At 65.6% G+C, this 20,638-nt stretch carries 19 protein-coding genes; 6 read left to right on the forward strand and 13 right to left on the reverse strand.

Annotated elements, in window-relative coordinates; genetic code table 11:
* Positions 1-10: 10 nt before the first annotated feature.
* From HNP46_RS22835 to HNP46_RS22850, 4 genes are all read right to left on the reverse strand, one after another.
* Positions 11-325: an antibiotic biosynthesis monooxygenase family protein gene (locus tag HNP46_RS22835; RefSeq protein WP_184593524.1), complete on the reverse strand. Its 315-nt coding sequence runs from the start codon at positions 323-325 to the stop codon at positions 11-13.
* Positions 326-381: 56 nt separating this feature from the next.
* A complete protein-coding gene (locus HNP46_RS22840; RefSeq protein ID WP_184593526.1) occupies positions 382-1,344 on the reverse strand; it encodes a zinc-dependent alcohol dehydrogenase family protein in 963 nt (320 codons plus the stop codon).
* 143 nt (positions 1,345-1,487) lie between these two features.
* On the reverse strand, positions 1,488-1,790 hold the full coding sequence (locus HNP46_RS22845) for an ArsR/SmtB family transcription factor (protein WP_184593528.1): 303 nt from the start codon (positions 1,788-1,790) through the stop codon (positions 1,488-1,490).
* A 111-nt stretch (positions 1,791-1,901) separates the two neighbouring features.
* A complete protein-coding gene (locus HNP46_RS22850) occupies positions 1,902-2,660 on the reverse strand; it encodes a class I SAM-dependent DNA methyltransferase (protein ID WP_184593530.1) in 759 nt (252 codons plus the stop codon).
* Positions 2,661-2,958: 298 nt separating this feature from the next.
* On the opposite strand from HNP46_RS22850, the gene mrdA reads away from it, so the two are divergent.
* Positions 2,959-4,860: a penicillin-binding protein 2 gene (gene mrdA, locus HNP46_RS22855; protein WP_184593533.1), complete on the forward strand. Its 1,902-nt coding sequence runs from the start codon at positions 2,959-2,961 to the stop codon at positions 4,858-4,860.
* 18 nt (positions 4,861-4,878) lie between these two features.
* Here mrdA and HNP46_RS22860 read toward each other — a convergent pair whose 3' ends face one another.
* A complete protein-coding gene (locus HNP46_RS22860; protein ID WP_184593535.1) occupies positions 4,879-5,655 on the reverse strand; it encodes a nuclear transport factor 2 family protein in 777 nt (258 codons plus the stop codon).
* Positions 5,656-5,891: 236 nt separating this feature from the next.
* Between HNP46_RS22860 and HNP46_RS22865 the strand changes: the two genes are divergently transcribed.
* Positions 5,892-6,986: a polyamine ABC transporter substrate-binding protein gene (locus tag HNP46_RS22865; RefSeq protein WP_184593537.1), complete on the forward strand. Its 1,095-nt coding sequence runs from the start codon at positions 5,892-5,894 to the stop codon at positions 6,984-6,986.
* Positions 6,987-7,060: 74 nt separating this feature from the next.
* Here the strand turns inward: HNP46_RS22865 and HNP46_RS22870 are convergent, their stop codons facing one another.
* Positions 7,061-8,008, reverse strand: coding sequence for an AraC family transcriptional regulator (locus tag HNP46_RS22870; RefSeq protein WP_184593539.1), 948 nt, complete (start codon positions 8,006-8,008; stop codon positions 7,061-7,063).
* A gap of 210 nt (positions 8,009-8,218) precedes the next feature.
* On the opposite strand from HNP46_RS22870, the gene HNP46_RS22875 reads away from it, so the two are divergent.
* Positions 8,219-9,250, forward strand: coding sequence for an SDR family oxidoreductase (locus HNP46_RS22875; protein ID WP_184593541.1), 1,032 nt, complete (start codon positions 8,219-8,221; stop codon positions 9,248-9,250).
* A 44-nt stretch (positions 9,251-9,294) separates the two neighbouring features.
* On the opposite strand, the gene HNP46_RS22880 is transcribed toward HNP46_RS22875, so the two are convergent.
* Positions 9,295-10,044 carry an SDR family oxidoreductase gene (locus HNP46_RS22880; RefSeq protein ID WP_184593543.1) on the reverse strand — a complete coding sequence of 250 codons (750 nt, stop codon included), beginning with the start codon at positions 10,042-10,044 and terminating at the stop codon, positions 9,295-9,297.
* Positions 10,045-10,221: 177 nt separating this feature from the next.
* Between HNP46_RS22880 and HNP46_RS22885 the strand changes: the two genes are divergently transcribed.
* The gene (locus HNP46_RS22885; protein ID WP_184593545.1) at positions 10,222-11,127 is read left to right on the forward strand and encodes a LysR family transcriptional regulator; all 906 of its coding nucleotides are present in this window, start codon (positions 10,222-10,224) and stop codon (positions 11,125-11,127) included.
* Positions 11,128-11,366: 239 nt separating this feature from the next.
* Complete coding sequence (locus tag HNP46_RS22890) at positions 11,367-12,128, forward strand: substrate-binding periplasmic protein (protein ID WP_184593547.1); 762 nt, start codon at positions 11,367-11,369, stop codon at positions 12,126-12,128.
* 310 nt (positions 12,129-12,438) lie between these two features.
* On the opposite strand, the gene HNP46_RS22895 is transcribed toward HNP46_RS22890, so the two are convergent.
* From HNP46_RS22895 to HNP46_RS22920, 6 genes are all read right to left on the reverse strand, one after another.
* On the reverse strand, positions 12,439-12,996 hold the full coding sequence (locus HNP46_RS22895; RefSeq protein WP_184593549.1) for a 3'-5' exonuclease: 558 nt from the start codon (positions 12,994-12,996) through the stop codon (positions 12,439-12,441).
* Between the two features lie 339 nt (positions 12,997-13,335).
* A complete protein-coding gene (hxsA, locus tag HNP46_RS22900; protein WP_184593551.1) occupies positions 13,336-13,989 on the reverse strand; it encodes a His-Xaa-Ser repeat protein HxsA in 654 nt (217 codons plus the stop codon).
* Positions 13,986-15,215, reverse strand: a complete 1,230-nt coding sequence (gene hxsC, locus HNP46_RS22905) for a His-Xaa-Ser system radical SAM maturase HxsC (RefSeq protein ID WP_184593553.1) — start codon at positions 15,213-15,215, stop codon at positions 13,986-13,988. The genes hxsA and hxsC overlap by 4 nt, the downstream gene beginning before the upstream one ends.
* A gap of 3 nt (positions 15,216-15,218) precedes the next feature.
* On the reverse strand, positions 15,219-16,706 hold the full coding sequence (gene hxsB, locus HNP46_RS22910) for a His-Xaa-Ser system radical SAM maturase HxsB (protein WP_184593555.1): 1,488 nt from the start codon (positions 16,704-16,706) through the stop codon (positions 15,219-15,221).
* Positions 16,707-17,009 (reverse strand): His-Xaa-Ser system protein HxsD, encoded by a 303-nt coding sequence (hxsD, locus tag HNP46_RS22915; RefSeq protein ID WP_184593557.1) that lies wholly within the window; start codon positions 17,007-17,009, stop codon positions 16,707-16,709. It abuts the gene before it with no gap.
* 158 nt (positions 17,010-17,167) lie between these two features.
* Positions 17,168-17,602, reverse strand: coding sequence for a PRC-barrel domain-containing protein (locus HNP46_RS22920; protein ID WP_184593559.1), 435 nt, complete (start codon positions 17,600-17,602; stop codon positions 17,168-17,170).
* Positions 17,603-18,131: 529 nt separating this feature from the next.
* On the opposite strand from HNP46_RS22920, the gene HNP46_RS22925 reads away from it, so the two are divergent.
* On the forward strand, positions 18,132-20,621 hold the full coding sequence (locus HNP46_RS22925; RefSeq protein ID WP_184593561.1) for a TonB-dependent receptor: 2,490 nt from the start codon (positions 18,132-18,134) through the stop codon (positions 20,619-20,621).
* Positions 20,622-20,638 lie beyond the last annotated feature (17 nt).

Here is a 20,638-nt window from a genome sequence, read left to right on the forward strand (position 1 = left end):
AAGTGGCGCGTCAAACGGCAGGAGCCTCGTCAGCGAATGCCGCTCCCTCCAGGTGATAGACCTGCGGCTCAGCCGCGAGATAGTCCTGCAGGCCGTTCATGAACAACTGGTGGTCTGCGCTCGCTTCGAAGCCTGGGGTGTGGTCCTCGAGCGATTGCCAGCGCACGATCAGGTTGAAGTGCTGCGGCGTTTCGATGCCCTGGGCCAGCAGGTGCCCGCAGTAGCCTTTCGCGCGGCACAGCAGCGGAGCGACCTCGGTGAAGGCCTGCCGGAAGCGTTCAATCTGCCCGTGGCGCACGGGCAGTAGAGCGATCTCGTAGATCATGGGATACCTCTGTAGTGGGTTGCTCGGGGAAGTGAGTCCTGCGGCGTGAGATCGGGTCAGGGCACTACGGCAATCGCGATCTTTCCCTGCAGGCCGTTGTTCGGGCTCTCCAGCCGGGCGTGGGCGCGGGCGATGTCGGCCAGCGGGTAGACGGCGCCCACGTGCGGTCGAAGTTGGCCGCGTTCTACCAGCGTGCTCAATTCATCCAGCTTGCCGCGGTTCTGCCGGGTGAAGACGAAGTGGTAGCTCGCATTCTTGCCCCAGGCCTGGATGAGGTTCTGCGGCTGGGCGATGTCGACGATGCTGACCACCCGGCCGAGCTGGGCGAGGACGTCGGGGCTGCGCGACAGGGTGTTGCCGCCGATGGTGTCGAACACCACGTCGACGCCGTGCCCCTGGGTTTCGCGCAGGATGACTTCGACGTAATCCTGCTTCTCGTAGTCGATGAGCACATCGGCGCCCAGGCCGCGGACGAACTCGAAATTCTCCTCGCGCACGGTGGTGAAGACCCGCGCGCCCATGGCTTTGGCCAACTGGATGGCGACGTGGCCCACGCCTCCTGCGCCGCCATGGATCAGGATGCTTTCGCCGACCTTCAGCGCTGCTCGCACGGTCAACGCTTCCCACGCCGTGCCGCCCACCAGGCTCAGGCTGGCCGCCTCGAGATGGCTCAGCGAGGCCGGCTTCCTGCCGACTATGCCCTGCGCCGCCACGTGGTACTCGGCGTAGCTTCCCGGACCGTCGAAGATCTGCGGGGTGTACCAGACTTCGTCGCCCGGAGCGAAGGCGGTCACCCCCGGCCCGACCTCTTCGACGACCCCGGAGATGTCGTGGCCGGTGATCGCCGGCAGGGGCACCAGGTCGGCGTAGTCACCGCGGCGGACCTGGTAGTCCAGGGGGTTGATGGAGGTGGCGTGGACCCGGACCAGGACCTGTCCCGCGCCCGGCACGGGCCTGGGGACCTCGCACAGTTCGAAGGAATCCGCAGCACCGAAGGACTTGAGCAGCATCGCTTGCATGGCAAAACCTCATTTCTTGAAAAAGGGATATCGCGAAAATTCGATATATTGCAGTGGTGTTTTACCCTGAGTTCCAGGCCATCTCGGCTCTCCAGTTCGGTTAAAAGGGATATCGCGAATTTACGATATGTGAAGATAAAAAATTACAGGTCGGTACCGATGGCGTCGGCAAGGGCCTTGATGGCTGCTTCGTTGCGCTTGTAGTAGGTCCACTGGCCGATGCGCCTGACCTCCACCAGCCCGGCGCGTTGCAGCGTCGCGAGGTAGTCGGAGACGGTCGACTGCGACAGCCCGACGCCTTCCTGGATGCTGCTGACGCAAACGCCCACGGTGAGCACGTCGCCCTCGTCCTGCGGAGGGAAACTGTTCAGCGGATCCTTCAAGCCCTTGAGGATGTCCAGGCGGGTCCGGTTCGAGAGCGCTTTGAAGACGTCGAGTAATTCCATGGGGCGATGATATCGGTATTTACCGATATGTCAATGCGCCGGGTTCACGCAGCACTCGTTGGCGCCGCAGCATCCCTGACGCGAGAAGACAGGCCAGGCACCGAGCAGCCTTCAGCGCTTCACACAGACGAACAGCGCGTTGCCCGAACGGCCGGCCCAGGGGGTGATGCGCTCGTAATCGTGCTCGAACACCTGAACCTCGAAGGAAGGCTGCAGCAGTTGCTGGAGTTCGGCGAAGCTGGTGGCGACCATCGGGTGTTCGTCCTGCCAGCTCCGGGTCACGCCGTCGGTGCTCTTCTCGATGCTCAGGCGCAGTGCCTGGCGCTCGCCGCTGCCGGGGTAGTACCAGCCGGAGCCGAAGGTGAAGGCGCTGCCCTGGTGCTCGATGCTGTGGCGCACGAAGGAGGCGTTGTCGATCTGCAGCTTGTCCACCGTGTTGAAGCAGAACACGCCGCCTGTGGCCAGGGCGCGGTGCACGCTGGCCAGGCAGGCGCCCAGGCGCTCGAGGTCGGCGTTGTAGTGGATCGAGTAGAGGAAGCAGGTGATCAGGTCCTGCGGCTCGTCGACCTGGAAGTCCGCCATGTCCTGGCGGCTGAATCGCGCCTCGGGGCAGCGCTGGGCGGCGATGTCGAGCATCGGCTGGTTGATGTCCAGGCCGGCGCTGCGGTAGCCGGCGTCGAGGAAGTGGCGCACGTGCGGGCCGGTGCCGCAGGCCAGGTCGAGGTGGCGCTTTTCCTGCCGCCCGGCCGGTGGGTTGCCGAACAGCTGGTGCAGCCGGCGCACGCAGTGGCTCTGCGCCGGGTAGTCGATGTCGGCGCACATCAGGTCGTAGTAGCAGGACAGATCGGTGTAGAGCGCGTTCGAGGACATGGGCGACCAGCAGGGCGACGGGTTTTTCGGCGCGGCATGGTACCTCAAGCGAGCCGCCTGCCGGCGAATTCGGATGCCCGGCCCGCGGGGCGATGCCGGCTGGAGAGGCCTGCCGGTCGGAATCCGACGTGTCAGTGCCGGCCTCGACTGCTACCATGCCGCGCCGGTATGCCATCTGACGGGCGCCGGCGCCTTCCGTCCCGAATCCGCTGTGACAAGGCCGCACCGATCGCCACCGCCCTGCGCGGGGGCGCCCGCCGACAGGCGCGGGAATCGCTGCGGTGCTTCTGGAATCCCGATGCACGATCCGATCAAACTCAAGGACCATCAGCAGGAGTCGAAGCTGGTCAATCGACGACTGATGGCCTGCGGCGCGCTGGTCGCCCTGATGAGCGTGACCCTGGTGGCGAGGATGTACTTCCTCCAGGTGACCGACTACGCGACCAACGCCACCGTCTCCGAAAACAACCGCATCCACGTGCTGCCGATCGCGCCGGAACGCGGCTTGATCTTCGACCGCAATGGCAAGGTGCTCGCCGAGAACCTGCCCAGCTTCAACCTCACCCTGACCCGCGAGCGCGCGGGCAATTCGCAGGAGGTGCTCGACCAGGTCACGGGGATTCTTCACCTCTCCGCCGAGCAGCGCCTGCAGTGCGACAAGGCACTGAAGAAGAGCCGCCATCCGTTCGAGCCGGTGACCATCCTCCACGACCTGAGCGAGGAGCAGATCGCCCTCGTCGAGGTCAACCGCTACAAGCTGCCGGGCATCGATGTGGATGCCGAATTCATCCGTCACTATCCCTACGGCGAGCACTTCGCCCATTCGGTGGGCTTCGTCGGGCGCATCAACGAGCGCGAGGCCGCGCGCCTGGACAGCACCGAGTACCGCGGCACCGAGTACGTCGGCAAGACCGGCGTCGAGCATTTCTACGAGGCGCAGCTGCACGGCCACGTGGGCTATGAAGAGGTCGAGACCAACGCCCAGGGCCGCGTGATGCGGGTGCTGAAGAAGGTGCCGCCGGTGGCCGGCGAGAACATCGTGCTGGGCCTGGACGTCGACCTGCAGCAGGCTGCCGAGAAGGCCCTGGGCGACCGCCGCGGCTCGGTGGTGGCGCTGGACCCGAACAGCGGCCAGGTGCTGGCGATGGTCAGCAACCCGAGCTTCGACCCCAACCTGTTCGTCAACGGCATCAGCTCGGCGCAGTACGCGCAGCTGCGCGACTCCATCGACCGGCCGCTGTTCAACCGCGCGCTGCGCGGGCTCTATTCGCCGGGCTCGACCATCAAGCCGGTGGTGGCCATCGCCGGGCTGGACACCGGCACCATCACGCCGGCCACGCGGGTGTTCGATCCGGGCTACTTCCAGCTGCCCAACTACGACCACAAGTACCGCAACTGGAACCACAGCGGCGACGGCTGGGTGGACCTCGACACGGCGATCAAGCGCTCCAACGACACCTACTTCTACGACGTCGCGCACAAGCTGGGCATCGACCGCATGCACGACTACCTGAGCCGCTTCGGCCTGGGCAGCAAGGTCTCCCTCGACATGGACGAGGAGGCCAGCGGGCTGATGCCCTCGCGCGAATGGAAACGGGCGACGCGGCGACAGGTCTGGTACCCCGGCGAGACGGTGATCCTCGGCATCGGCCAGGGCTACATGCAGGTCACGCCGCTGCAACTGGCTGAGGCCACTTCGCTGATCGCCAGCAAGGGCGTCTGGCACCGGCCGCGACTGGCCGAGTCGGTGGGCGGCGAGGATGTCGTCGACAGCGATCCGATGCCCGATATCCGCCTGCACGACCCCCATGCCTGGGATGCGGTGAACTACGGCATGCAGCTGGTGATGCACGATCCGGGCGGCGGCGCGCGGGCGGCGGGGCAGGGCGCGCAGTACCGCATCGCCGGCAAGAGCGGCACCGCGCAGATCGTCGCGATCCGCCAGGGCGAGCGCTACAACCGCCTCAAGACCCAGGAACGCCACCGCGACAACGCCCTGTTCGTCGGCTTCGCCCCGGCGGCTGCGCCGTCCATCGTGGTCTCGGTGACCATCGAGAACGGCGAGGCCGGCGGCCGCGTCGCCGGCCCGGTGGTGCGCGAGATCATGGATGCCTGGCTGCTCGACGACGACGGCAAGCTCAAGCCGCAGTACGCCACGCCGGCTCCTGCTGCTGCGCCGGCTTCCGGCAAGCATGCCTGAGGCCGCGGCGGGCGTGGCTCAGTCTTCGCCGCGCTGCGTGGCCAGCGCCGCCAGGTAGGCCCGTGGCGGCTGGCCGGTGTGTTCGCGGAAGCAGCGGTAGAACACCGACAGCGAGTTGAAGCCCACCGCGAAGGCCAGCTCGTCGATGCGCGCGGCGGGTTCTTCGCGCAGGCGTTCGAGCAGGTGGACGATGCGCGCCTGGTTCAGGTAGCGGTAGAAGCTCTGCCCGAGCACCTGGTTGAGCAGGTAGGAAATCTGGTTGCGGGTATAGCCGGTAGCACGGGCCAGGCGTTCCAGGTCCATCTCCGGATCGAGGTAGGGGCGCGCGCTGCCGAAGTACGACTCGATGTCCAGCAGCATCTTGCCCACCTGCGCCGAGCTCAGGCCCAGGCGCTGCTGGTCGCCGGGGCCTTCGCTGCGCTGTTCGCGCACCGGCGTGGCGTATTCGTGGACGCGCCAGATCAGCCCGTCGCGCACGGTGATCGCCTCGCTGGCGCGGAACGAGGCCAGCCGGCTGCTACGCCGCAGGGTCAGGCGCGACTGGTACTGGATGAAGGCGGTGTCGCCGTCGGCGCGGATCTTGTCGATGTGCTCGATGCGGTGCTGCGGGCTGCGCGGCATGGCCGTGCGGATATAGGCCGGCAGCTCGGCGGCGGGGATTTCCAGGTCGTTGTAGAAGTCGCAGTACTGCACCTGCGGGTGGAACATGCCCAGCACGCCCTCGATATCGCGGTCCATCCAGTACTGGTGGTAGCGCGTCACCACTGCGCGGGTGCGTTCGGTTTCCTCGTCCACTCTCCAATCCTCCGCCAATCCTCCGCCGTCGGGGCCCGCAGGGTAGGGCGCGCGAGGCCGCCTGCCCAGCGTTGCGGGTCCGCAGCAGCATGGCGCATTCCGAGCGTGCACGGAAGAACGACGCCGGCAGGCCCCGCGCCTAATTTCCGGTCAGGGCCGAAAACAACTTGAAGAAGGCCCATTCCCACCTGCCGATCGCATTGCGCCGCGCTAGCTGGCGCGCTCCAGGAGTTGAGATGAACAAGCGTGCTTTGGGTTGTCTGGCCGGCCTGCTGGCCGGTGTCGCGTTGCCGTTGGCGGCGGCGCCGCAAGAGGTGCACTTCGCCAACTGGGCCGATTACATCGGGCCGACCGTGCTGCAGGACTTCCAGAAGGAAACCGGTATCCACGTGGTGCTCGACGCCTTCGAGTCGGATGAAGTGCTGGAGGCCAAGCTGCTTACCGGGCATTCCGGCTTCGATGTGGTGGTGCCCTCGGCGGACTTCCTCGCCCGCCAGCTCAAGGCCGGTGTCTACCGTCCGCTGGACGATGCGCTGCTGCCCAACCGCAAGAACCTCGACCCCGACCTGCTGGCCCGCGTGGCGCTGTCCGATCCGGGCAACCGCTTCGCCGTGCCGTACCTGTGGGGCACCGTGGGCATCGGCTACAACCCGGCCAAGGTCAAGGCCGCACTGGGCGCCGACGCACCGGTGGATTCCTGGGACCTGGTGTTCAAGCCGGAGAACCTGGCCAAGCTCAAGGGCTGCGGCGTAGCCCTGCTCGACTCGCCGGCGAAGATCCTGCCGCTGGCGCTGCACTACCTGGGCCGGGACCCGAACAGCAACAACCCGGCGGACTACGAGGCCGGCACCAAACTGCTGGAAAGCCTGAAGCCCTCGGTCACCTACTTCAGCTCGACCAAGTACATCGCTGATCTGGCCAACGGCAACATCTGCCTGGCCATCGGCTTCTCCGGCGACGTGCTGCAGGCGCAGAAGAGTGCCAAGGACGCCGGCGGTTCGGTGGACGTGGAGTACAGCGTGCCGAAGGAAGGCACCAACATCTGGTTCGATAACCTGGCGATTCCCAAGGACGCGCGCAACCCCGAAGGCGCCCATGCCTTCATCAACTACCTGATGCGCCCGGACGTGATCGCCAGGACCAGCGACTACCTGCACTACGCCAACGCCAACCTGCCGGCCAAGGCGCTGATGGACCCGAAGGTCAGCGGCAACCCGGCGGTGTACCCGGATGCGCAGCTGGTCAAAAGCATGTACGTCAGCCTGCCGCCGAGCCCGTCGATCCTGCGTCTGATCACCCGTAACTGGAGCCGGATCAAGTCGGGGGTCTGATAGCGGCCTGATCCTATCCGCCTGAATCAACCCGCGTGGCCTGGTGCCACGCGGGTTTTCCTTTGCCCGCAGGCTTACTGCGCGGTGTTACGCCACTGGTTGCGATAGTGCCGCGGCGCACTGCCGGTGATGCGCTTGAAGGCGTTGCTGAAGGCGCTCTCGGAGGCAAAGCCCAGCTCTGCGGCGAGCTCCGCCAGGGTCACGTCGCGGCGTCGCAGCGCCTGTTGCGCCAGGACCATGCGCCACTGGCTCAGGTAGCCCAGCGGCGGCATCCCGGTGATCGACTTGAAGTGCACGGCGAAGCTGGTGCGTGACATCCCCGCGGCCTTGGCCAGTTCGCCCAGTTGCCAGGCTCGGCCCGGCTCGTTGTGCATCAGCCCCAGCACCGGTGCCAGGCGCTTGTCGCTGGCCGCCCGCAGCCAGCCGCAGGGCAGCGCGTCGGCGGCTTCCAGGTAGGCGCGCATGGTCTGCACGAACAGCAGCTGGGTGAGCTGCGCCGACACCAGGCCCACGCCCGGCCGCCACTGCGTGCGCTCCTCGACAATCTGGTCGAGCAGCCATTTCAGCCGCCCGGCCTGTTGCGAGCCGGCGTGCACCTGCATCACCGGTGGCAGCAGACGGAAAGCCAGTTCCTCGCTGGTCGGGTCCAGGCGCACGTGGCCGCCCAGCTGGATGCAGTCCTCGCCGTTGCCCAGGGTGGCAGTGCGCTCGCCGGCCTCGCCGCTGAACACCTGCATCGCGTCCAGCGGCGTCAGCCCCAGGTCGCTGGCCAGCACGAAGGAGCACCGCGAGCAGAGGATGAACACGTCACCTTCCTTGATCCGTACCGGCTCCACTTCACTGTCGATCTGCAGCCAGCATTCGCCCTTCACCAGGGCGAAGAACTTCAGGTGCGCCGGCGGCGGGAAGCGCAGGCTCCAGTCACCGCCTGCGCTGAAGCCGCCGGCCACGGTCAGCTGGGCGTCGGCCACGCGCAGGAAGTCGGAAAGCGGGTCGGACCTGGGCGGCAGAAATGCGTTCATGTCGGGTGCCTTGTCGGGACTGCTGCATCTTCGGTGGTGTTCAGGTTCGCATCGGGCCGTGAGCCGGGCAACCGGCGAGCGGGCCACGGGTGAATTTGAACGCTCACGCAAGTAATGCGCACTCCGGCGCATTCACGGTTCGGCGGGACGGGCGTAGCTTGCCTCCCACCGGCCCGCCAGGTGGCGGGGTTACTGAGCGTGAGAGAAAACATGATCGAAGAAACCGTACTGGTCACCGGCGGCACCGGGTTCATCGCCCAGCACTGCATCCTCGCCCTGCTGCGCGGTGGCTACCGCGTGCGGGCTACGGTGCGCTCCCTGGCGCGGGAAGACGAAGTGCGCGCCAACCTGCGTGAAGGCGGTATCGACGCCGGCGAGCGACTGAGCTTCGTGGTCGCCAACCTGGAGCAGGACCAGGGCTGGGCCGAAGCTGTCGGCGGCTGCCGCTACGTGCTGCACGGCGCCTCGCCGACCCCGACCGGCCTGCACGCCAACGAGGACGACTGGGTGCGCCCGGCCGTAGAAGGCAACCTGCGGGTGCTGCGGGCAGCTCGCGATGCCGGGGTCAGGCGGGTGGTACTGACTTCGGCCTTCGGCGCGATCTGCGCGGGCCATGGGGAGATCGGGCGGCCGTTCGACGAGAACGACTGGAGCGATCTTTCCGCCAGTGACGTCTGGCTCTACCAGAAGTCCAAGACCCTCTCCGAACGCGCCGCCTGGGATTTCATCGCCCGTGAAGGGCAGGGGCTGGAGCTGTCGGTGGTCAACCCGGTGGCTGTGCTCGGGCCGGTGCTGGGGCCCGACTACTCGCACTCGATCCGGCTGATCCGCAACCTGCTGGCCGGCCAGCCGGGCAGCCCGAAGATCAACTGCGGCTTCGTCGATGCGCGCGATGTGGCCGATCTCCACCTACTGGCCATGACCCACGCCGCAGCACGCGGCGAGCGCTTCATCGCCACCGCGGGGGACAGCCTGTGGCTGGGGGAGGTCGCCCGCCTCCTCAAGGAGCGTATGGGGCCTGTCGCGGCCAAGGTCTCGACGCGCGTGCTGCCCAACTGGGTGGTGCGCCTGGGGGCGCTCAAGGACCCGGCGCTCAAGGGTTCCGTGCCGTTGCTGGGGCGCACCCTGAACTCCACCAGCGCCAAGGCGCGCAGGCTGCTGGGCTGGTCGCCGCGGCCTGCCGAGGAGGCCATCGTCGCCACCGCCCGAAGCCTCGACCGCCTGGGGCTACTGGCCAACTGAAAAAAAGGGCGTGCCCTGCCGGAGCAGGGGCACGCCCCGTCGCCTCAGACCTGGGCCATGCCGCCGTCTACGAACAGCTCGATGCCGTTGACGAAGCTGGAAGCGTCGGAGGCGAGGAAGGCCACCGCCTTGCCGATCTCCCGCGGCTCGCCCAGGCGACCCAGCGGCACCTGGCTGGCGAGGGCATCGAACAGGCCCTGGCGGGCTTCTTCGGGGACCAGGTCGCCGAGGCCGGGGGTACGCACCGGGCCGGGGCTGACGACGTTGACGCGGATGCCGCGATCCTTCAGGTCCAGCGCCCAGGAGCGGGCGAAGTTGCGCACGGCGGCCTTGCTTGCGCTGTACACGCTGAAGTTGGCAGTGCCCTGGATCGAAGTGGTGGAGGAGGTGAGGATCACCGAGGCGCCATCGGTCAGCAGCGGCAGGGCCTTCTGCACGGTGAACAGCACGCCGCGCACGTTGGTGCCGAAGATGCGGTCGAAGTGTTCCTCAGTGATCGCGCCCAGCGGCAGCATGTCGCCGCCACCGGCATTGGCGAAGACGATGTCCAGGCGGCCGGCGCTTTTCGCGATCTGCGCGTACACCGCGTCGAGATCGGCGAGCACCGAGGCGTCGGCGCGGATGGCGGTGGCGGCCGGGCCGATGGCTTCCACGGCGGCGTCCAGTTCGGCCTGACGGCGGCCGGTGATGAAGACGCGGGCGCCTTGCGCGGCGAGTTCCTGGGCGGCGCCCAGGCCGATGCCAGTGCTGCCGCCGGTGACCAGTGCAATTTTGCCAGTGAGGGATTTGTTCATGATCGACTCCAGAGCTTCAGTGGTTGAGGGTTCTGCCTCGGTCGCCGCGTTCTGTGCGGCTTTGCGGTGAGGCATGGCGCTACTCTAGGAGTCTTTTATTGGTGGAAAAAGCGCAGCCAATGGAATGACTATCCATATCCATGGATAATCGGGGAAACCTTGCCGAGGACCACTTGCATGGATCAGCTCCAGGCCATTCGCGCCTTTGCCCGCGTCGTCGAGGCCGGCAACTTCACCCGCGCCGCCGATTCGCTGGACATGCCCAACGCCACCCTGAGCAAGCTGGTGCAGGAACTGGAAGCGCACCTGGGCGTGCGCCTGCTGCAGCGCACCACCCGGCGCGTCACGGTGACGCCCGAAGGCCAGGACTACTACGCCAAGGCCAGCCGTGTGCTGCGCGACCTCGAAGACATCGATTCGTCCTTTGCCGTCACCCGCGGCAAGCCGCGCGGCCATCTGCGCATCGATGTCGGCGGCTCCACCGCGCGCGATGTGCTGGTGCCGCTGCTGCCGGACTTCCTCGCCCGCTACCCGGAGATCCGCATCGACCTGGGTGTCTCAGATCGCTCGGTGGACCTGATCGGCGACAACGTCGATTGCGTGATCCGTGGCGGCCCGCTGGATGCCTCGTCGCTGGTGGCGCGCCGCCTCGGCCAGGCGCCGATGGTCACCTGCGCGTCGCCGCAGTACCTGCGCCACAACGGCATCCCTGCCTACCCGGAGGAGCTGCGCAACGGCCACCGGGTGGTCAGCTACCTGTCGCCGCAGACCGGCCGTGCCGTGCCGCTGCGCTTCGAGCGCGACGGCGAGCGCAGCGAGCTGAAGCTCGACCACCGCATCGGCGTCAATGAAAGCAATGCCCACCTGGCGGCCGGCCTGGCGGGCCTGGGCATCCTGCAGACCTTCACCTACGCCGCCGGCCCCGCCCTGCGCGACGGCACGCTGGTGGAAATCCTCGCTGACTGGCGCCCGGCGCCATATCCCTTCCACGTCGTCTACCCGCAGAGCCGCCATGTCACCCACCGCCTGCGGGTGTTCATCGACTGGCTGGTGGAGTGCCTGGGGCAGCGGCTTGCCGGCTGAATGAGGCGCTGCTCGGGGCGCCCTGTTGTCTTCGTCGTGGCTGGGTGAGGTCCTGATATCCGCCGAGATCATTCCGGCATTCGACGAGCGCTGCGCAACCTGGCTGGGATGCCGCGCCGCATCCTTTGCCGGTATCTGCCCGCCGGCCCTGCGGTGGCGACACCCAGGTGCCGGGGCTATGATCCTGCAGTCATTGCGGCAGCGCCCTGCCGCGCGAATCCTCCTGCCAAGCGAGCGACGTGAAACTTCCCACCTTACCCGCGGCGTTGCTCTGTTCATTGCTCAGCGCCAGTGCCTGGGCCGGCGATTACCGCCTGGTCACCGAGGAGTGGGCGCCCTACAACTACGTCGAGGACCATCGCCTCACCGGCATGGCGACGGACGTGGTCAAAGCCATCATGGGGCTGACCGGGGATGATTTCGTCATCGAACTGCTGCCCAGCATGAGGACCAGCCGCGCCCTGCAGTCGCAGAGCCGGACCATCATGTTCTCCATGTTCCGCACCGCCGAGCGCGAGTCGCTGTACCACTGGGTCGGGCCGATCGTCGAGGAATCCATCCATCCCTACCAGCTGGCCAGCACCCAGGCGCCGGTGGAGACCCTGGAGCAGTTGCGTCGCGCGCCGCGCATCACCACCCGGCACGCCGGGCTGCTGCCGGACGTGCTGCAGGCCGAGGGCTTCGCCAATCTCGACAAGCGCGCCACCGGCAGCCAGCAGCTCTACCTGATGCTGCTGGCCGGGCGCACCGAGATCATCGCCGGCGATACCGACGCGGGCGTCGCCTACTACAGCCGCCAGCTCGGGCTGGCACCGGGCACCCTGCGCCGGGTGCCGGTCGAGCTGTATCGCTCGTCGCTGTACATCGCCTTCAGCCGCGACAGTGACGAAACGAAAGTGGCCGCCTGGAACCGCGCGCTGGAGCAACTGCGCGAATCCGGCGAGCTGGCACGCATCCAGCGCCGCTATGAGGATTCCGCGCCTCAGCCCGCGCTGCAGTGAGTCGAGAAGGAGTACTGCGGGTGAGCGTGATGTCGTGAGCACACTTCGCCTGCCCGATGGCGTACCGCCCCGAACACTGCCGTGCAGCGGGGCTGAAGGTCGGATTGGGATGGTGGGTGACCTTCTCGGAAATCTGCAGAAGGCCCGTCATCGGTTGCTCGAAAAGCATCTTCGCTGCGCGAAAGCAGTCGTGCCGGATGGCAGGGCAGAGTGGTGTTGGCAGCTGCGGGGAAGGGCGGGTGGAAGGGTGTGGAGGGCTCTGCAGGCTGGATCGGTCAAGCAGAGCAATGCGGTGACGGACAGTGTCGCGTCAGTAGGGAAGCTCCCTGCGGTAGTTCCTGATGTGTTTCAGCCGGGCGATGTTCTCGGCATCCACCAGAGCATTATGTGCCCGGCCTTCGAAACGCAGGCCTTCGGCAACCACTGCCTTGCCCAATCCCATCGGCCGCTGCCGGGCGCGCTCTGCCCAGATGCTCTTCAGGTTATGGTGGGTAGAATCCTGCGCCAGGATCTGCAGAGTCACTTTCTGGCGCCGGGCATCCTTGATGAATTGGTTGCGATCGTAGGCGCCCCATGAGCCCCAGTGGCCAAGGTGATCAGAGTGAATGCCGGCGACCCACTTGTCGAATTCCACCAGCACCTCGCTAAGGGGTTTGGCCTGGTCGATCCTGCTCTGGGAAATGCCGGTCAGGCGTGTGCAGAAGCTGGTCAGCTTCGGATGGATGGAGGGTCTTGCGTAGGCTTCGAATCGGTTGATGAGCGTGCCATCTTTGGCCATTACCACGGCGCCGATCTGGATCAGCTCCATTTCGTCACGGTTCCAGTCTGGAGAGTCGTCGCAGGTGGCCTCCAGGTCGAGAATTATCATTGAGTGATTCCATTCCTGATGTTGTTGTTATGTTCGAGCCATCCCTGTCGCAGGTCCTGCGGCTGAAGACGGACTCGAGGCCGATTGTATCTGGGATACAGGGCAGTCGAAAGAATGCGGGCGGTTTCGGGTATCTCGTTGATGTGGGGCGCTCCAGGTCGCACCGGCGGTCATGTCGGTGTTAACGCAGAGCGCGGGTTCTGCCGTAGTGAGGTAGCCACACCCGGCCATGGTGGATATCTCTGTAGTTGTGCGTATCCCGATAGCGCGAATTTCAGCGCCTGCCTTGCGCTGCATTGGCATTCTCTCTGGTGGCATGCAGCGCCGCTCGTTTTGCTCTCATCTCGATTCAGGAATGCGGATACCCAATGCATTCAAAGTCGCTGTGTCCATGCGCCCATTGATTTCCAGACCGCTGTCCATCTGAAACGACATCAGTGCGCCGCGAGTTGTCTTGCCCAGAACTCCGTCGATCGAGCCTTCGTAGTATTTGCGCACCATCAAGGCGGTCTGCACCCGCATCACGAGATTCGACAGCTCGCCAGCGGCAGGGCGTGCCGGTGTTGTCCTGGTCGTCGTATCACGGGGGGCTGTCGAGGAATCACTGAAACTGTTTCCTGATCTTCTGATAGTGCTGCCTGAGCTTCCACTCGAGGTGCTTGGCGCGCTGTAGTAAGTGTTTGGTGTGTGGCTCGGCGTTGGGGCGGCCGGTGGGCTGTAGTAGCGAGGTGCGCTGTAGCCACCCGATCCGCTGTAGTGCGAGCTATGCGAGCTGTGGGAACGGTGAGAGCTGTGCGAGCGGTGTGCGGCGTAGACGTTCACGGCATCGGGCGCGTTCAGGGTATTCATGAACACGGGAGGCAGGGTGTCGCTGCGTGGCTCCCAGCTGGCCTCGGCGAGAGGCAACTGGTTGGCGTGCGCGAAGGCGCTACCGGCGACCGGCAACAGGGTGATATGGCCGAGCAGAATCTTCCAACGATCGAGCAAGCTCATGGAGCACTCCTTGCGTAGGTGCTGAGTTCTTCCGTGGATAGCGGACGAATACCGCGGCTCTGCCAGCGGTCGGTATGGGACTTGAAGAATCCTGCACATTGACTCCGCGCGGCGCAGTTCTGGCAGGCGTCGATGAACAGGTTTTTCCAGTCGGAGATGCTTTGCCTGGCAAAGCGCGACAGGTGCGTCGGCAACAGGCACAGGGGCAGGTTGTAAATCGAAACGGGAACGCCTCGGTTGTGCAGGAAGCAGGCCGCTTGGCTGAGCTGTTCCTGATAGTCCAGCGGGTCTATCCACAACTGGTCGTAGTGCTTCTTCGCCAGGCCTGTGCTTTCGATGCCCATCAAGGCGACGTGGCGGGCGAAAGGCAGGTTGCGAAAGATGAAATGGGCGAGCCCGGGCAGCCGAGGAGTTGTCAGGCGGTTGAGCACCACGCGGAGCTCCACGACCTGATTGGCCCGCGCCAGGTTGTACAGACCCTGCAGGGTTTCACTGAAGGCTCCAGGTGCCTGCACGAGGTGGTCGTGGTCATGGGCGTTGTCGCCGTAGAGCGGCACTCCCCAGCTCAATGCGGGATGGTCCAGCTGTTTCAGTTCAGGTATCCAGGTGGGATCTTTCAGGAGCCTGCCGTTGCTGAGGAGATGGATCGACTTCTCCGGTAGAACGGCCTTGCACTTGGCGAGAATTTCCAGCAGTCCCTCGCGATACAGCGTCGGCTCCCCACCACTGACGCCAAGTTGTTCCTCTCCCGGATCCATCAGGTCGATCAAGCGCAGGTTTTCCTCGATGTGCCAGCGATCATCGATGTCCTTCGGCGGTTGCGAGCACATCAGGCACAGACTGTTGCAGCGATCGGTCATGAACAGCAGATTGGAATTGGCACCTCGCCGATACAGCACACGGACCAGATTGCTCGCTGGCGTGAGGGCAATGACATCACCAGGCCGGACCACATCAGGATCCTTGGGAGCGTGCAGCTGCACGACCGAATTGGGCAGCTCCGCCGCTGCCTGGCAGGGGCACAGGAAGGCGCCTACGGGAAGCGTGCCCAGGGCCGGATGATTCAGCAGGTCGTGTGGTTCGAGCCAGAGCGCCAGGTCATCGAACGTCGCATTGCCGGCGCAGATGGCCGTGCCTTTCTCGATGAGTTCGCTGACGGTGATCACTTTCAGCAAGCGTGGTGCGGCAAGATTGCGGATGTCGAAATGAGTCTCTCTGCGCAGCATGGCCTATCCCCTGTATCCGGCGTAGACAATGTCGTCAAACGAGCGACGCGTCAGCCAGGACAACAGGACACGCTGAGTATCGTCGTCACCGTCGCGCAGCAGAAGCAGCAGGTGCTGGAGAAGTCCCATGTTCTTTTCGCAGAAACTGCTGAAGGCGCGATGGCCGATCGGGTCGCCCTGCCGGGCGAAATGCTCGACGGGGTCCGCGCCGCAATACGGAACCAAAGCGCAATCGCTGCACCCCGGCAGGGCTTCCGCGATCCCGGCTTCGAGCAGCAGGTGCATCACAGGCGCATTCAGCAATTCGCGCAGTGGTTGGCGAACAGTGCCCAGCCGCAAACCGTCCTCGCCCATCTCCAGGAGCATGCGAGCTTCATCGGAGGGGTAGACATGGCCGTCGTAGTTGTAGACCAGGGCGCCAGTTCCCGCGCCCATGGGCGAGCGCAGGTCGACATATCCGGACGAGAAGGGTGTCAGGATGTTGTTCAGCAGAAGCGTGGTGTATCCCTCCGAGAGGTGGATGCCCTGCTGGTTCAGCTCCAGCAGATAGGCGAGAGCTTCCTTGTAGAAACTCACATAGCGATCCATCGGGTAGTCCAGCCGGTGCGCGCTTCTGGCGGCGAAACCGTAGGGGCTGAGCGGGCGCAGGGAGATGCTGGAGAACCCCTGCCTCACGTACTCATCGATGATCGCCCGCGGTTGCTCCAGACTCCTGGCGGTAAGAGTGGTCAGTGCTGATACCGCGTCGTGCCCAAGCCGCGCTCGGGCGCGACGAATCCCCTCCAGCGTTCGCTCGTAGGAGTCGCGAGCAGGAGTCGGGCGGTTGGCGTTATGCAGTTCGGCCGGCCCATCCAGCGAGGTCGAAAACTGGATGCGGTGCTGATGGGCGAAATCCAGCACTTCTTCGCTCAAGTGATGCAGCGTGCTGGTCACAACGAACTGGATGTCGCGCTGCTCCGCCTGGTTGCGCTCCACCACACGTTCGACGATCTGGCGTATGCGCTCGAAGGCGAGCAACGGCTCACCGCCCTGGAACTCGACAGTGAGGGTCGGGGAGCTGGATTCGAACATGCGCTCGACTGCATCCATCGCGTCTTGTTCGGACAGGTCGTGGCCATCGCCGGCGAGTGGGGCGCGCGAGACCTGGCAGTACTGGCAAGTGTGGTTGCAGCGCAGGGTGACAACGAAGAGATGCAGGGCCGGGCCTTGCAGAAGAAAGTCCTTGCGGCTACGAACCTGCGCGGCCATTTCCGGCAGTGGGTCGTGTTTCCCCGGCTCATGGATGAAGTGCCGTGCCAGCAGGTCCTTGTATAACCGGGTTCCCGATTGCAGGCGCTTGTCCAGCAGGTCACGCAACTGGTTATCGGCGATGAAGAGGTACTCACCTGTATCGGCGGTGATCAGTACATCCTGCGAACTTTTACCGTCCATGCGCATGAAGCGGAACGGTAATAGCCGATAGCAGCCATCGGTTGCAATGAGTCCGCTCATTCAGATGCTGCAGCCGATCAGTGCTGCGCGGATCAGTGCCTCTCTGAGGCCGGCGGTTTCCTGCTGGATTCGCTCGCGCAAGGCGAAGTCATTCAACTGCTGAAGCAGCCGGCCTTTGACCTGGTCTGCACAGAGCGTGGCCGCGACAGTGGAGGATGGGTGGGGATTGAGCAGTACGACGATGCGTTGCCCTTGTACTTGGATTTCGGCGATGAAATCGCTGGCAACGCTATAGGCAGCTCTCTGTACGACGCTGGCCGAATAGGAGCGCTCGTCAAGCTGCAGAATGACAGGCCATGTCATTGGCTTCTTCCCTGAAAGACAGACTTTATGTGTGGGATTTTGCCTGGTGACAGGGCGAATGGCCAGTATTCATGCCCGAGCTATCCATGCAGGGAAGGTCGCTTCGCTTGTGCGCAGCGACGCGCCGCATCGCTGCGGCGGGTCGCTGGAGCAGGGGGCTAGACGCGCGGATCGTTGTCCCAGGTGGTGCCGTAGTAGGCGTGGATGTCGCGGCCCCAGGTCGCGTCGTGCATGTCCGGCCAATGGTCCTTGTCGAAGCCCGGCGCATGTTTCAGCCGGTCCTTGTCGACGTCGAGGACGAAGCGCTTGTTCACGGTATCCAGGCGCAGGGCGGCCCAGGGTACGGCGAAGAGTTTCTCGCCCATGCCCAGGAAGCCACCGAACGAGAGGACCGCGTAGGCCACCTTGCCGGTCGCCGTGTCGAGCATGATTTCCTTGATGTCGCCCAGGTCCTCGTCCTGCGCGTTGTAGACGTCGTTGCCGATCAGGGTGTCGGCTCCCATCAGCCGCGGGCCGGGCCCGCGATCGCCTTCGGCGGTGAAATCGGTACGTCCCTTGTACATCCCGTACTTGTCGCGTTGTTCGAAGTTCATAGGTGCGCTCCTGGCCCAGGGCCACAGGCAGTAGGACCACTCCCGTGCGAGTGGCGGACTGCTCCGGTCGCGCCGGCGAAAACCGGATGGTGCGGCGCGGGACCGGACGACTTTTCTGGCCGCGCAGCTGCCCGCGGGCATTCGCGTGATGCCCGTATGAACAGGTGGCGGGGACGAAGAACGTCTAGGGGTGAATCGAACCGACCCGGTCGGCGGAATCTTCCGCGACGCTCTGATCAGGAGAGTGGCCGGCCGGATTCGGCGTTCGCAAATTGCGACCAGCGGTGGGGTTGTCCTGGGTGGCGCATGGAGTGGCCGAGGGCACGCCGCCGGGTCTCCTCCCTTGGTACAGGCCAGTCCCGCCCATCGTAGGATTCTTCGCGGCGCGCCGTCGCACTACCGTCTGGCCATCCGCCGCCACGCACTCGCCGCCCATCCCGACTGCCGTTTCCGGGACCAGCGTGCGTTCGCGTATCCGGCGGCTCCCGTTCCGCTCGACGATAACCACAACAAGACAGGTAACGCCGCCATGCCCGGATGCCCGCTGTTCCGCTCCAGTGCCCTTGCCCTGTTCATTTCCCAGACCGTTGTCTGGGTGCCAATGGCCGGCGCGGCGGAGCAGGACCCGCCGCTGGCGCTGGAGGACAGCGAGGTGATCGGCGCGCTGCCGCTGCCGTCGCTGGGCCTGGCCCGCGACCGGATCGCCGCGCCGGTGCAGACCTTCGACGCTGACGAAATCGCCAGGAGCCAGTCCCTCGGCCTGGCCGACTTCCTCGACCGGCGCGCGGCCGGCGTCTACGTCAACGACATCCAGAACAACCCGCTGCAGCCGGACATCAACTACCGCGGCTTCACCGCCTCGCCGCTGCTGGGCACGCCCCAGGGGCTGTCGCTGTACCTGGACGGCGTGCGCATGAACCAGCCGTTCGGCGACGTGGTCAGCTGGGACCTGATCCCCGACAACGCCATCGCCAGCGCCCAGCTGATGCCCGGCAGCAACCCGCTGTTCGGCCTCAACACCCTGGGCGGTGCGCTGGCGGTGCAGACGAAGAACGGCCGCGACAACCCCGGCGGCGCCATCCAGACCACCCTCGGCTCCTATGGCCGGCGTATCGGCGAGGTGGAGTACGGCGGCAGCGAAGGGCAGTGGGACTGGTTCGCCGCCGGCACCCACTTCGAGGAAGACGGCTGGCGCGAGCATTCCGATTCCGACGCGCAGAAGCTGTTCGGCAAGCTTGGCTGGCGGGGCGAGAGCACCGACCTGAAGCTGACCTACAGCTTCGCCGACACCGACCTCAACGGTAACGGCATGGTCCCCAGGAGCTTCCTGCGGCGCGACTACGACAGCGTCTACACCTACCCGGACAACACGCAGAACACCGCCAACTTCTTGAACCTGCAGTGGAGCCACGACTACAGCGACGACCTGGGCCTGTCCGGCAACCTGTATTACCGCCACATCGGCACCGACACCTTCAACGGCGACATCAACGATGAAGCCCTGCCCGAGGAGATCGGCGGTCCCGGCCAGAACATTCTCACTGCGCCGGGCGCCTACACCACCGCCGGCAACCTGCAGGCGTGCAGGGCGCAGTTCGAGCCCGGCGGCGAACCCGGTGAGAAGTGCTCGGGCATGATCAACCGCACCCGTACCCGCCAGAGCAACATCGGCCTGTTCCAGCAGCTGTCGGTGCGCAACCGCCTGCTCGGGCTGGACAACCAGTTCGCCCTCGGCGGCGGTTTCGATTTCAGCCAGGTACGCTTCCAGCAGTCAGCGGAGTACGGCGCGCTCACGGCCGACCGCGGCATCGTCGGCACCGGTGTCTACGCCGAGGCCGACAACGCCTTCAACCTCGATGGCGAGCTGGATGATCGCGCCGTACGGCTGAAGGGCAACACCCGCACCTGGAGCCTCTACGGCAGCGATACGCTGACCCTGCACGAGGGGCTCGACCTCACGCTGTCCGGGCGCTACAACGACATCTCGGTGCGCAACCACGACCAGCAGACGCATTACGAACTGGACGGCGACAGCCTCGGCGAGGACATCGACGAGAGCGCCTCGCTCAGCGGCAAGCACCACTTCAACCGCTTCAACCCCGCCATCGGCCTGACCTTCCAGGCGACGCCGAACCTCACCGCCTACGCCGGCTACAGCGAAGGCAGCCGCGCGCCGACCACCATCGAGCTGGGGTGCGCCAACCCGGACGCGCCCTGCCGCCTGCCCAATTCGATGGCCGGCGATCCGCCGCTGGAGCAGGTGGTCACCCGTACCTTCGAGGCCGGCCTGCGCGGGCGCATCGGCGATCACCTGGGCTGGAACGCCGGGCTGTTCAGCTCACGCAACAGCAACGACATCCAGTTCGTCTCCTCCAGCACCAGTGGCAGCGGCTACTTCGCCAATTTCGGCGAGACCCGCCGCCGCGGCGTGGAGACGGGCCTGTTCGCCGACCTCGGGGACTGGTCGCTGGGCGCCAACTACACCTTCATCGACGCCACCTACCGCTCCGCCGAAACCTTCCTCGGCGAAGCCAACAGCAGCGCGGAGGATGGCCGCATCAGCGTTCGCTCCGGCGACCGCATCCCGCTGATCCCGCGGCACATCCTCAAGCTCTCCGCCGATTACGCGGCGAGCGAGCGCCTGAGCCTGGGCGCCGATGCCATCGGCATCTCCAGCAGCTACGTGCGCGGCAACGAGAACAACGATCACCAGAGCGGCGGGCTGTACGAGGGCAGCGGGGAGATCGGCGGCTACACCGTGTTCAACCTCAGCGCGGCGTATCAGGTCGACAAGGCCTGGAAGGTCTTCGCCGAGGTCGACAACCTGTTCGACCGCGAGTACCTCACCGCCGGCATGCTCGGCGCCAACCCCTTCGACGCCAGTGGGGTGATGCGCACCGATGGCGCTGCCGGCAACGGCACCGTCAATGGTCGACGCAGCAATACGGTCGGGGAGACCTTCGTCTCGCCAGGCGCGCCACGCACCGCCTGGATGGGCGTGCGCTGGCAATTCCTCTGAGGGAAGGACCTTTGAGA

The organism is Pseudomonas nitroreducens (assembly GCF_014204515.1).
In the GTDB taxonomy this organism is placed as follows: Bacteria; Pseudomonadota; Gammaproteobacteria; order Pseudomonadales; family Pseudomonadaceae; genus Pseudomonas; species Pseudomonas nitritireducens_A.

Excerpts from the sequence above, each read along its gene's own strand:
- HNP46_RS22835 (WP_184593524.1), bottom strand. The coding sequence starts at position 325 with ATGATCTACGAGATCGCTCTACTGCCCGTGCGCCACGGGCAGATTGAA.
- HNP46_RS22840 (WP_184593526.1), bottom strand. The coding sequence starts at position 1,344 with ATGCAAGCGATGCTGCTCAAGTCCTTCGGTGCTGCGGATTCCTTCGAA.
- HNP46_RS22845 (WP_184593528.1), bottom strand. The coding sequence starts at position 1,790 with ATGGAATTACTCGACGTCTTCAAAGCGCTCTCGAACCGGACCCGCCTG.
- HNP46_RS22850 (WP_184593530.1), bottom strand. The coding sequence starts at position 2,660 with ATGTCCTCGAACGCGCTCTACACCGATCTGTCCTGCTACTACGACCTG.
- mrdA (WP_184593533.1), top strand. The coding sequence starts at position 2,959 with ATGCACGATCCGATCAAACTCAAGGACCATCAGCAGGAGTCGAAGCTG.
- HNP46_RS22865 (WP_184593537.1), top strand. The coding sequence starts at position 5,892 with ATGAACAAGCGTGCTTTGGGTTGTCTGGCCGGCCTGCTGGCCGGTGTC.
- HNP46_RS22870 (WP_184593539.1), bottom strand. The coding sequence starts at position 8,008 with ATGAACGCATTTCTGCCGCCCAGGTCCGACCCGCTTTCCGACTTCCTG.
- HNP46_RS22875 (WP_184593541.1), top strand. The coding sequence starts at position 8,219 with ATGATCGAAGAAACCGTACTGGTCACCGGCGGCACCGGGTTCATCGCC.
- HNP46_RS22880 (WP_184593543.1), bottom strand. The coding sequence starts at position 10,044 with ATGAACAAATCCCTCACTGGCAAAATTGCACTGGTCACCGGCGGCAGC.
- HNP46_RS22885 (WP_184593545.1), top strand. The coding sequence starts at position 10,222 with ATGGATCAGCTCCAGGCCATTCGCGCCTTTGCCCGCGTCGTCGAGGCC.
- HNP46_RS22895 (WP_184593549.1), bottom strand. The coding sequence starts at position 12,996 with ATGATAATTCTCGACCTGGAGGCCACCTGCGACGACTCTCCAGACTGG.
- hxsA (WP_184593551.1), bottom strand. The coding sequence starts at position 13,989 with ATGAGCTTGCTCGATCGTTGGAAGATTCTGCTCGGCCATATCACCCTG.
- hxsC (WP_184593553.1), bottom strand. The coding sequence starts at position 15,215 with ATGCTGCGCAGAGAGACTCATTTCGACATCCGCAATCTTGCCGCACCA.
- hxsB (WP_184593555.1), bottom strand. The coding sequence starts at position 16,706 with ATGAGCGGACTCATTGCAACCGATGGCTGCTATCGGCTATTACCGTTC.
- hxsD (WP_184593557.1), bottom strand. The coding sequence starts at position 17,009 with ATGACATGGCCTGTCATTCTGCAGCTTGACGAGCGCTCCTATTCGGCC.
- HNP46_RS22920 (WP_184593559.1), bottom strand. The coding sequence starts at position 17,602 with ATGAACTTCGAACAACGCGACAAGTACGGGATGTACAAGGGACGTACC.
- HNP46_RS22925 (WP_184593561.1), top strand. The coding sequence starts at position 18,132 with ATGCCCGGATGCCCGCTGTTCCGCTCCAGTGCCCTTGCCCTGTTCATT.